This window comes from Pseudarthrobacter sp. HLT1-7, from assembly GCF_059383435.1.
Genome location: NZ_JBWZCH010000030.1, coordinates 1 through 12082, shown reverse-complemented (window position 1 = coordinate 12082; position 12082 = coordinate 1). Strand labels below are relative to the sequence as shown.

General features: G+C 68.1%; 7 protein-coding genes. 5 read left to right on the top strand and 2 right to left on the bottom strand.

Annotated features, from left to right (window positions below; genetic code table 11):
* Nucleotides 1–134: 134 nt before the first annotated feature.
* On the bottom strand, nt 135–3785 hold the full coding sequence (locus AC50X6_RS18485; protein WP_494967600.1) for a TM0106 family RecB-like putative nuclease: 3651 nt from the start codon (nt 3783–3785) through the stop codon (nt 135–137).
* Between the two features lie 161 nt (nt 3786–3946).
* On the opposite strand from AC50X6_RS18485, the gene AC50X6_RS18480 reads away from it, so the two are divergent.
* The 5 genes from AC50X6_RS18480 (at nt 3947) to AC50X6_RS18460 (ending at nt 10660) form a co-directional block, all read left to right on the top strand.
* Nucleotides 3947–4561: an SOUL family heme-binding protein gene (locus tag AC50X6_RS18480; protein ID WP_494967599.1), complete on the top strand. Its 615-nt coding sequence runs from the start codon at nt 3947–3949 to the stop codon at nt 4559–4561.
* Between the two features lie 14 nt (nt 4562–4575).
* Entirely contained in the window at nt 4576–7008 is a 2433-nt protein-coding gene (locus AC50X6_RS18475) for a Tex family protein (RefSeq protein ID WP_494967598.1), read from the top strand.
* 152 nt (nt 7009–7160) lie between these two features.
* Entirely contained in the window at nt 7161–8555 is a 1395-nt protein-coding gene (locus tag AC50X6_RS18470; RefSeq protein ID WP_494967597.1) for an OFA family MFS transporter, read from the top strand.
* Nucleotide 8556: 1 nt separating this feature from the next.
* The gene (locus AC50X6_RS18465) at nt 8557–8685 is read left to right on the top strand and encodes an MFS transporter small subunit (RefSeq protein ID WP_326968074.1); all 129 of its coding nucleotides are present in this window, start codon (nt 8557–8559) and stop codon (nt 8683–8685) included.
* Nucleotides 8686–8839: 154 nt separating this feature from the next.
* Nucleotides 8840–10660 (top strand): gamma-glutamyltransferase family protein, encoded by a 1821-nt coding sequence (locus AC50X6_RS18460; protein WP_494967601.1) that lies wholly within the window; start codon nt 8840–8842, stop codon nt 10658–10660.
* Nucleotides 10661–10704: 44 nt separating this feature from the next.
* On the opposite strand, the gene AC50X6_RS18455 is transcribed toward AC50X6_RS18460, so the two are convergent.
* The gene (locus AC50X6_RS18455; protein ID WP_494967596.1) at nt 10705–11592 is read right to left on the bottom strand and encodes an alpha/beta hydrolase; all 888 of its coding nucleotides are present in this window, start codon (nt 11590–11592) and stop codon (nt 10705–10707) included.
* Nucleotides 11593–12082: the final 490 nt, after the last annotated feature.

The window sequence follows — 12082 nt, the reverse complement described above, 5'->3', positions numbered from 1 at the left end:
GCGGTCAGCAAGTGTCTCCGAACCTGGCGACAACACCCCCCGGATCATCAATAACAGGGCGAGAAAGTCATACCGGGTCCAGCGACCAAATCCCCGGCCTTCGGGGACCCTATAAATGTAACGGGCAGCGGTGCTCAGGAACCCATGGACCGCCGGCACAGGCCGATGAAGCCGCCCAGTTGCTCCAAGCCCTCGGGATGCGTGGGGAGAAAATTGGTCAGTTCGGGCGCGCGGACGACGACAGCGCGCCACTGCCCGCGGGAGACCGCCACATTGATCCGGTTGCGCGAAAGCAGGAACTCCATCCCGCGCGGAGCCTCCGCCACGGCAGAACAGGCCATGGAGACCACTACCACCGCGGCCTCCTGGCCCTGGAACTTATCCACGGTCCCAACCCGGACCTCCGCCAAACCCGCGGCAGCCAGGGCCTCGCGGATCACGTTGACCTGGGCGTTGTAGGCAGCCACTACCAGGATATCGGCGGCGTCGAGCGGCCGCGTGCCGCGCTCCGAATGCCAGCTCAGCCCCAAATGCCGCCGCACCTGACGGACGACTTCCGCGGCTTCCTCGGGCGAGGACGTGATGTTGCCGGTGTGATTGACCATAACGGTTTCAATGCCCGCGGGAACGCCATCCAGCCGCCGTAGGTCAGCGGCCGGCGCGGAGCGCAGTTGCCCTTCGTAGGAGAGCTCAGACACGGCACGGCACAACTCCGAGGTCATCCGCCACGAGTCGGCCAGGAAATACCCGAGTTCCGGCGGCAGCGTCGCGTGGCCGGCGGACAGCCAGCCAAGGGCGGACTCATCCACGGGCTCGGGATGCGAGCCCTGGCTGACCTGCGGCAGCTGCTGGGGGTCTCCGAGCAACAGCAGCCGGCTGCTGGCCTGCGCCACCGCCAGGGTGTTGGCCAGGGAAAACTGGCCGGCCTCGTCGATCACCAGCAGGTCCAGCGACCCCGCAGGAACGTTGGCCCCGGTCATAGTCCACGCCGTGCCGCCGATGAGCGCGCCGCCGGCAGAGCCGAGCAGCCGGGCGACGTCCTGGCCGGACCGCTGATTCCACGGGAGCGGCTCCCCGTGCTTCACGTCTTTGGCAACCAGGGCCGGGTCCACACCGGCCTTGGTCACCGCGGTCTTCAGCAGGTTTTCGACGACGGCGTGGGACTGGCCGACGACGCCCACCTTCCAGCCGCGGGCCACGAGCCGGGCAATGACGTGGGAACCCACGTGCGTCTTCCCTGTCCCCGGCGGCCCCTGGACGGCGACGTAGGAGTGCTCCAGGGCCCCAACGGCCCCGGTGATGGCGTCGATGTAGCGGTCCGCGCCTTCGCCTGGCGTGGGCAACGGCAGCCCCGTTGAAAGCCGCGGCGGCACCCGGCGGACAAGATCCATGGCCGGATGGCGCGGGAACGCGTCGCTGCGCCCGCCTCCGGCCGCGCCCCCTCCGTCCTTGCCCCCGCCGTCCTTGAACGCCGTCCGCAAACCCGCGGCAACGTCGACGGCGAGGGTTTCCAAGGCAGCCTCGAGACTCTTGGTCTGGATCGGCTGGTCGTCGGTGAGGGCGACGGGCAGCTGGGTGTAGGGCTCGACGTTCTTGCGGAGCTTGTCCCGGATAATGACGGTGTCCTTTCCGTCCTCGTGGCCGAGCTCCAGGATTTCGGTTCCGAACCAGCCGTTGCGGCCGGCCCCCTCGATGCCCGTGCCATCAAGCCCTGCCGGGAGCGGAGGCTGGTACATACGGAACCAGGTGCTGCCCTCCCGCAGGTCTGAGCCAGGGCTGACGGTGCCGATGAGCTTCACCCTGCGCTCCGGAAGTTTGGCACCGTCCTTCCACCAGTCCTCCAGAGCCACCGCGTCCTCGACCAGAAAGACGTTGCGGTCCTGCTGATGATGTGTGTCGGGGCCGTTCTCGCAGCGGTCAAAGTGGGCCCACCAGAACGCTTTCCGCTCGCGCCGGTGGAAACTCACCGCCGCTGCCAACATTGCGACGGCCTTCCGGTCATCCCCGGCCAGGCCGCCGGCGGGTCCGCCCAGCTCGGCCAAGTCCAGTTCCGCCGGCGCCAGGGCCGTGTCCGCCGCGGGTTCGGCAGCCGTGGACTTGGCAGCAGGATGCTCGCCCTGGCCGCCCGGCTTGATGCCGCGCTCCTGCGCCAGGCCCAGGAGCCAGTCGCGGAGTTCCAGCGTGGAGAGGCAGTCGTATTCGTTGTAGTCGGAGATCCCGGCGAGGATCTTCGCCGCTTCTTCGGACCGCCCGTCGTCGCGCGCATCGCAGTAGTGGGCGTAGGCGACGACGGACGCTCCGGCGTCTTTCACGTCCCCGGAGCGCAGGTTCGTCCCCATGTACAGCGGCTCGAGCTTCTTGATGCTGTAGGAATTATCGGAGATCCGGATGCTGTTCCGGACTGTGTGGTAGAGATCCACGAGCAGCCCGTCGCGCAGCCACTGGTCCACGGTGTCCTCGCCGGCAACATGCATCACGGAGAGCTTGCGGAGCGCCGTCTTCTCGTACGCGGCGTAGTGGTAGACGTGCATGTCCGGGAAGTCCTGCCGGCGTTTCTCCACGTAGGCCAGGAAATCCAGGAAAGCCTGTTTCTCTTCTTCCCGGCTGTGGGCCCAGAACGGTTTGAACACTCCGGCCGCACCTGGCCCTGTGGGCGCCTCGATGACTCCGAAGAGGTATTCCAGACCCCAGACACCGGTGGAGCTTTCCTGCCACAGCGGGTCGCCCTCAAAGTCGAAAAAAATGTCGCCCGCACTGGGTGCTGGGAGCTCAGCCAGCGTGTTGTCCGGGATGACGGCGAAACGAAGGGAATGTTCCTCGCCGTCCTTGAGATAACGGACGCCGCCGTCGGCACCGCCCAACCCGCTTTGCATCCGGGCCTGTTCCTGTAGCCGAACCAGGGAAGCGTTCGCCGCGGGAAGTCCGGCCTGCGCCAACTCCGTGACGGTGAAGATGCCCCGCTGATGGAGTGCCTTGCGCTGGGCGGAGTTCATCCGGGCCACGAGCAGTAAATCGTCGGTGCTCCTGACCATCTCCTGGCAATAGTCGCAGCGGCCGCAAGCGGTGATGCCGTCAGCGCCCCAGCGGACGGTGCCGGGCTGCGCAATGTGCGCCGCGGTCAACGCGAGGAAACGGTCGCGCCGTTCGCGGAAGACCGGCAGGATCTCCGCGAGCTTGTGGTGGCTGCGGACGTAGTCAAAGCCGCCGCCCGGCAGCGGAACGGTGGCGCCAAGGACGAGGGTCACGGCCGGAGCCGGGGTAATCCCGGCCCTCAGGAGCTGGTCCCCATAGGCAGCAAGCTGCAGCAATGCGGTCACCTTCGCGTGGCGTGCGAGCTTGGTGTCGAACACGGCGTAGCTTCCGTCGGCCTGGTGGACCAGGAAGTCCGAGCGGCCGTGGAACTGCCCGTCAAAGAACGCCGCCTGGAACACGACGTCGGCGCCCGAACGCAGGGCCTCGATGGACTCCCCGTGCTTCGCCAGCAGCGTGGCGCGGTCCATGCTTGCGGCCGGGACGACGTCGTACACGCCGTGTCCGGCCGCCGGATCCCACACCCCGAATTCCGCCAGGAAGTTATCCAGGACTCTGTGTTCGTGGACGTCGCCCAGCTTGGCCGCGTGTTTGAGCATCTCGTCGGCCTCGTAGGCAGCCTGGGGGGCGCGGCCCAGCTTCTCGTCGAGTTTCCGGAGGAGTTGGAACTCGCAACTGGCTGCCACTACCAGGTCGCTTGCGGAGAAAACCAGGTCCTTTGCGGAACCCGGCACTTCCGGTTCAAGAAAAAACACTGTGCCCCCGATGGTGATTCTGCCGATTCAGCAACTTGCCGCCGGCCCGGCCCGGCTGGCCGTCCAGTCTTCAAGCTATCAAAGCCCTCTGACAATCCGGCCAGAACCCGTGGCGCAACTTGCTGGTTCCTGTCCGGGGCCCGGAGTATGGTCTGAAGACAATGACCGAACAGCAACCCTTCGAGCTGGTCCGGCGCTACCCGGACTTCGAGCTGCGCCGCTACCCCCTGCACGCCGTGGCCGAGGTGCAGGTCAATGCGACGTTTGACCGTGCCGGCAACGCCGCTTTCCGCCACCTCTTCAACTACATCAGCGGCAACAATACGGCCCGGCAATCGGTGGCGATGACAGCCCCGGTGGTCCAGGGTTTCGGCCCTCCCCAGAAGCTGGCCATGACCGCCCCTGTTCTCCAGCGGGGATCCTTGGCAGAGGGTGACCACCCGGCCGACTTTGTGGTCGCCTTCGTGCTGCCGGCGGGAATGACGGCAGAGACGGCCCCGGTCCCGGCGAATCCCGACATCGTAATCCGGACCGTGCCTGGCTCTCTTGCGGCGGTCCTGGGCTTCTCCGGCAGCGTCTCCAGATCAGCTTTTGGGAAACGGAACCAGGAATTGCAGACAGCGCTCGCCGCAGCCGGATTGAACGCCCTCGGACTACCGAGATTCGCCCGTTTTGATCCGCCCTTCAAGCCGTGGTTCCTCCGCCACAACGAAGTCATCCAGGATGTCGAAGGGTCCCAGCCCACTACCGGCGCCACCGGACAGGGACCCGGATAGGGCAAAATGGCTGGGTGACCCAACTCCCGCAGCAGGCCCCGAAGACCCCACAGCACCCCTCGCCGTCAGCGTCCACTCCCCAGGCCCGAGCCCCGAAGACCCAGGAGTCCGGTACCGCCGTCCAGATTGCCGGCGAACTCGGCGTGCAGCCCTGGCAGGTCAAGGCCGCTGTGGACCTGCTCGACGCCGGGTCCACCGTGCCCTTCATCGCCCGCTACCGCAAGGAAGCCACCGGGACGCTTGATGACACGCAGCTGCGCGAACTGGAGGAGCGGCTGCGCTACCTCCGCGAGCTGGAGGACCGCCGGCGGGCCATCCTGGAAGCGATCGCCGCGCAAGGTGCGCTGTCACCGGAGCTGCAGGCCGCCGTCGCAAGCGCAGACACGAAGTCGCGGCTGGAGGACATTTACCTGCCGTTCAAGACCAAGCGCCGCACCAAGGCGCAGATGGCCCGCGAGGCCGGGCTGGAACCGCTCGCCGATTCCCTGCTGAAGCGCCCGGAATTACACCCCGAGCGCGAAGCCGCCAAATATCTCAGCCCAGAACACTCCATCGGGGACGCCGCCGCGGCGCTCGCCGGTGCCCGCTCCATCCTGATCGAACGGGTCGCGCAGGACGCCGATCTGGCCGCCACCCTGCGGGAGCGGCTGTGGACGCAGGGCCGGATGGTGTCCCGCGTCAGGAAAGGCAAGGAAACCGAGGGCCAGAAGTTCAGGGACTACTTCGAGTTCTCCCAGCAGCCGTCCGGGATGCCCTCGCACCGCGTCCTGGCGCTGCTGCGCGGAGAGAAGGATGGCGTACTGGAGCTCGATCTCGCCGAGGCGGAACCGAACGACGACGCCGCCCTCGCCGCCGCCCGCGGCCGCTGCGAGGCCGCCGTGGCCAGGTTCCTCGGGGTTGCCGAGCGCGGCCGTCCCGCCGACGCCTGGCTGCTGCAGACCGCCCAGCTGGCCTGGCGCTCGCGGGTACTGGCCCGGCTGACCACGGATCTGCGCAGCCGGATGTTCGCCGCCGCGGAGGATGAGGCCGTGCGCGTGTTCGCGGCCAATCTGCGCGATGTGCTGCTGGCGGCGCCGGCCGGGAACCGGGCCACCCTGGGCCTGGACCCGGGGCTGCGCACCGGTGTAAAGGTGGCGGTGGTGGACGGCACCGGCAAGGTCGTCGCGGCGGACACCATCTACCCGCACGCCCCGGCCCGGAAATGGGACGAGGCGCTGCGGACCCTCGTGGGCCTGGCCGGGAAGCACGGCGTCGAGCTCGTGGCGATCGGCAACGGCACCGCGTCGCGGGAGACGGACAGACTCGCCGCCGAGCTGCTGAAGCAGCTCGGCGCGGGCTCCGGCCCCGCGAAGCAGGGAGCCAAACCGCAGAAGATCGTGGTGTCCGAGGCCGGCGCCTCGGTGTATTCCGCCTCGGCGCTGGCGTCGGCCGAGCTGCCCGGCATGGACGTGTCCTTGCGTGGCGCGGTGTCCATTGCGCGGCGGTTGCAGGATCCGCTCGCGGAGCTGGTGAAGATCGAGCCGAAGTGGATCGGCGTCGGGCAGTACCAGCACGACGTTACGGCCGCGAAGCTGGACCGCAGCCTCGACGCCGTCGTCGAGGACTGCGTGAACGCGGTGGGTGTGGACGTCAACACCGCGTCGCCCGCGCTGTTGAGCCGGGTGGCCGGTGTCGGGCCCCTGCTCAGCGAAAATATCGTCGCGTACCGGAACGAGCACGGGCCGTTCAACAAGCGCAGCGAGCTGAAAAAGGTTCCGCGGCTCGGCGCCAAGGCGTTCGAGCAGTGCGCCGGCTTCTTGCGGATCACCGGGGGAGCGGAGCCGCTGGATGCCTCGAGCGTGCACCCGGAGGCGTACCCCGTGGCCCGCCGGATCAGGGCAGCCGCCGGGGGACAGGGGCAGCCGGCGGGAAGCTACGCCATGCTCGATCCGCAGGACTTTGTCGACGGTTCCTTCGGCCTGCCCACGGTGCGGGACATCATTTCCGAGCTGGAGAAGCCGGGACGGGACCCGCGTCCCGCCTTCGCCGCGGTGGCGTTCTCTGCGGGCATCGAGAAGATCACGGACCTCAGGCCGGGGATGGTGCTGGAGGGCACCGTGACCAATGTGGCGGCGTTCGGCGCATTTGTCGACGTCGGCGTGCACCAGGACGGGCTGGTGCACGTGTCCGCGCTGGCCAACCGGTTTGTGTCGGATCCGCGTGAGGTGGTGAAGTCCGGGCAGGTGGTCAGGGTCAAGGTGCTGGAAGTGGATCCGGAGCGGAAACGCATTTCCCTGACGCTGAGGCTCGACGACGAACCGGCCCCCGCCGGGGGCCGGGAACGGTCCGCGGAGAGGACACCACAAAAGCACCCGCAGCGTGCACCAGCCAAGCAGCCGGGGCCCGCGTCGACGCCGGCCAGCACCGCGATGGCCGAAGCCCTCCGGAAAGCAGGGCTCGGCCAGTAGTCGACCGCTTACCGCTGAAACGCTGCCGCTCGGCGCATAAATAGTACGTTTGCTGACGATATGCAGCATGATTACCGGAGGCAAAAACCCGGATCCGGGCCTTTCGCCGCTATGCCGCTGGGACACCGGAGTCGACTAGCAAGGGAGCACGTATGGGCTGGCTGGACCGTGAACGAACCATCGCACCACCGGGATTCAACCGGTGGCTGGTGCCTCCCGCGGCGCTCGCCGTGCATCTGTGCATCGGCCAGGCCTACGCGACGAGTGTTTACAAGACGGCCCTCGTCAAGCACTTCGGCGCCAGCCTGACCGAGATCGGTGTGATCTTCTCCATCGCGATCGTGATGCTGGGGCTCTCCGCCGCCATCATGGGCACCTGGGTGGACAAGAACGGCCCGCGCAAAGCGATGTTCACCTCAGCCGTATTCTGGGCCAGCGGCTTCCTGATCGGCTCGCTCGGCATCTTCAGCGGCCAGCTCTGGCTCGTATACCTCGGTTACGGCTTCGTCGGCGGGATCGGGCTGGGCATCGGCTACATCTCCCCGGTTTCCACCCTGATCAAATGGTTCCCCGACCGTCCCGGACTAGCCACGGGCATGGCCATCATGGGATTCGGCGGCGGTGCCCTGATCGCCAGTCCGGTCTCCACGGCGCTGCTCAAGCTGTACGATCCCAACTCCGGAGCCAAGGGCTGGGTGGCCAGCGGCGACTCGGTGGGCAAGCTGTTCCTGACCCTCGCCCTCGTCTACGTGGCCTACATGATGTTCGGCGCTTTCACCATCAAGGTGCCGGCCGAGGGCTGGAAGCCCGACGGCTTCGACCCGGCCAAGGTCAAGGCCTCCAAGCTCGTCACTACGGACAACGTATCCGCCGCCAATGCGGTCAAGACCAGGCAGTTCTGGCTGGTCTGGATCGCCCTGTTCTGCAACGTCACGGCCGGCATCGGTATCCTTGAACAGGCCGCGCCGATGATCCAGGACTTCTTCCGCCAGTCCGACGGCGTGTCCCTGGTGAGTGCCGCCGTCGCCTCCGGATTCGTCGGGCTGCTCTCGATCGGCAACATGTCGGGCCGCTTCGCCTGGTCTGCCACCTCGGACGTGACCGGGCGCAAGCGCATCTACATGGTGTACCTCGGCGTCGGCGCGGTGCTCTACGCGCTGCTCGCGCTGGCCGGCTCCACCACCACGGCGCTCTACGTTGTTCTTGCCTTCGTCATCATCTCGTTCTATGGCGGCGGCTTCGCGACGGTCCCGGCCTACCTGCGCGACCTCTTCGGCACCTTCCAGGTGGGGGCCATCCACGGCCGCCTCCTGACGGCCTGGTCCGCGGCGGGCATCGCCGGACCGCTGATCGTCAATGCCTTCCTTGACGCCCAGGGCAAGCCGGGCCAGTTGAACGCCGCGTCCTACCAGCCCGCACTCCTGACGATGGTGGGGCTGCTGGTGATAGGTTTCGTGGCGAACCTGCTGGTCAAGCCCGTGGACGCGCGCTTCCACGAACCACGCCCGGACCGTGTCCGGTCCGAAGAACCCGCCATGGAGGCATGAGATGAGTGCTGCACAGACGTCGGTGAAACCGTCCACCGGGAAACTGGCCATCGCCTGGGCCCTCGTGGGCGTGCCGCTGGGCTACGGCGTGTACGAGACCCTCACCCGCGTGGCGGCCCTGTTTGGCTGACCTTGGTGCAACGGCTGCGGCGCCGATTCCCGCGGGTTCCTCGTATTCCGTGGCAACCGGTCTGCCGCCGGCGGGCGCTGTTTCCGCCGGCCCGGCCGCGTTCACCCGCCCCGAACAGTTCACCACCCGACCCACACTGCAGGGCACCTTCGGGATGAGCGCGTCAACGCACTGGCTCGCGACGGCGGCAGCGCAAGCCGTGCTGGAACGCGGCGGGAACGCGTTTGACGCCGCGACGGCGGGAGCGTTTGTGCTGCACGTCGTGGAGCCGCACCTGAACGGCCCGGGCGGGGACATGACCGGCATCTTCGTCACCGCGGCCGCGCCCGGCACACCCGTGGTCCTGATGGGCCAGGGACCCGCCCCGGCCGGAGCCACCGTGGAGCACTACCTCGCCGAGGGCCTGGACCTCGTGCCCGGCTCGGGGGCGCTGGCAGCGGCAGTGCCTGCCGCCGTCGACGCCTGGCTCCTACTCCTGCGCGACCACGGAACCTGGGAACTGGCCAAGGTGCTGGACTTCGCAATCGGCTATGCCAGGGACGGCCACCCGATGCTGGGCCGCGTCGGTGCCACCATCGAGGCCGTCTCCGCGCTGTTCCAGGCGCACTGGCCAACCTCGGCCGACCTGTGGATGCCCGGCGGGCGGATTCCGGACGAAGGGGAGCTGGTGAAGAATCCGGCGTACGCCCGGACGCTGCAGCGGCTGCTCGACGCTGGGGCAGCCGGATCCGACGGCCGCGAGCACTTCGGCGACGACGGCCGCGAGCACTCCCGCCAGGCTGGAATCGACGCCGCCCGCCGCGAGTGGCGTGCAGGCTTCGTGGCCAAGGCCATGGCGGACTCCGTCCAGACCCCGCACCGGCATTCCTCCGGCACGGACCATCGCGGTGTCCTTGCACTCGAGGATCTCGCGGGGTTCGAAGCCGGCTACGAACCGGCAGCCACCATTGAGTTCCGGGGGCACACGATCGCCAAGACCGGACCATGGGGCCAAGGTCCGGCGCTGCTGCAGACGCTTGCGCTTCTCGAAGGGTTCGATGACCGGTACCTCGATCCGTCCACCGAACTCGGGGCGCACACCATCCTGGAGGCCCAGAAGCTCGCGCTCGCCGACCGGGAGGCATACTACGGCGACACCGATGTGCCGCTGGAGTACCTGTTGTCCGAGGAGTACTGCGCCGGCCGCCGATCGCTGATCGGGGAGCGGGCCTCGCACGACTTCCGTCCAGGCTCGGTGCCGGGGCGCGAGCCGTATTTGCCGCCGCTGCGCACCCACTACACACCGCCGGCGCCCGCGGGGACAGGTTCTGCGAGGACGGGGGCCGCCGGGGCGGGCTTGGCTGGACTCGGCGTGGGGGAGCCCACCGTGGCGCCGAGCGGGGAGACCCGCGGCGACACCTGCCATATCGACGTCGTGGACCGCTGGGGCAACATGGTCTCGGCGACGCCGTCCGGCGGCTGGCTGCAGTCCTCGCCGGCCATCCCGGAGCTGGGCTTCTGCCTGGGTACGCGGCTGCAGATGACCTGGCTGGCACCCGGCACACCGTCCACGCTGACACCGGGCAAGCGGCCGCGGACCACGCTGACGCCCACCCTCGTGCTCCGCGACGGCCATGCCGTGACCGCGCTGGGCTCCCCTGGCGGCGACCAGCAGGACCAGTGGCAACTGCCGTATCTGCTGAGGGCCATCGTGGGCGGCTACTCACCGCAGCAGGCCATCGACGCTCCCACGTTCCATACGACGTCGATGCCCGGCTCGTTCTGGCCGCGCACCTGGGAGCCGGGCGGCGCCGTCGTCGAGGACCGCCTGGGGGAGTGCGTGATCGCGGGGCTTGAGCGCCGCGGGCATGTCGTCACCCGTGCGGGCGGCTGGACGCTGGGTCGGCTGTCCGCCGTCGTCCGTGACCCGGAGACGGGGGTTCTGCAGGCGGCCGCGAATCCGCGCGGCACTCAGGGGTACGCCGCCGGGCGGTAGCCGTTCCGGGTGGCCGGCCGACGCGGGCTCTTCGCGATATCGCGTTAGTCTGCGGTGCGGACCCGGTCCATAAAGCGGAGCGACGCCGCGGCGATTTGCTGCTGGGACAGCTTGCGGGAGATACCGGGTTTTCCGTCTCCGGGCTGCTCGCCGTAGTCCCCGAAGAACCCGTGCACGCCGCCCTCAATCACCACATATTCTGTTGTGGCCGGGAGCCGTGGCGTCGACGAGGCGATCTTGTCCGGCGTGCTGAGGCCGTCGTTGGACCCGGAGACTGATAGGACCGACACGCCGCTTGCTGCCGCCATATTGTCCGCGGGGAACGAGGCAAACAGCAGGAGCCCGGCAACGTCGTCGTTCTCCTTCGCAAAGGACGATGCGCTCACTCCGCCGAGCGAATGGCCGCCGACTGCCCAGGATGTGATGTCCGGGTGGCGGTCGATAGCCGCGCGGGCCTGGCTTGAGTCCAGCAGGGACAGGCCCAGCGGCTCCTTGAGGATCACCACCAGATAGCCTGCGTTTGTGAGCGGACCGAGGATGTCCTGGTAGGCGCGCGCGTCCACCCTCGCGCCGGGGTAAAACACGAGGCCAGCGCCGGCCTTGCCCTCCGGGGTGAGGGTGATCGAGGTGGCGCCCTCGGTGGTGGTGCCGGTGGACTGTCCGTCCGCGCCGGCGGGCTGGTAAGGGAAAGGACCCAGCCAGGCCAAGGCCGCGACGAGGCCCACAGCCGCCAGCCGGCCAGCGAAGCCGCGCAACAACAGCCAGCGCGACACCGCGCGTGAGTTCTTCCATCGTCTGATCAGTAGTAATGCCCAGAGCGCACCGAGGGCAACAGTGGTCAGCAGCAGCGCGGGGAGGGCGGGGTGGCCGGCGAGCACGGCGCTGTTGCCCAGCAGCATCCACAACGGCACCGCGATCAACGCCGTGGCCACGGCTGCCCCGCTCCAGTTCAGGGCCGCTGACTTCGTCGCTCCGCCAGAGGCTTTCGACCGGCTGGGTGTCGCCGGGGCTGTTGCCGGGTTTGGAGCAGCGACTCTTGCCGCGGCCGGGGCTAGATCAGGAGCTGCTGCCGCGGCGCCAGGTCGCCGGGCAATCGGCGGTTTCCGGGGGTTCACCGGATTCATGTCGTTCACAGCTCGATAATATCTCCATGATCGAGATAACCGGGCGCTCGGTTCGGTAACTTTGTACAAGAACTTTGTACAACGCCTCTCGATTCACCTCTCGGTTGGGCAGTTCCCGGATCTGCACTCTGCACCGGACACCGATGCGAGGGACTCAGTGCCGCGCGGTGTTCACGCCGATGTGTTGAGATCTGTGGGTCGGAAGTAGTGGTTTCGGTGGGGTTTTTGTCCCGGGTCAAGGTGTGGGGGCGGGATGAACCAGGGGATGCCGGTGCGGATCTGGATGGTCCATTGTTCT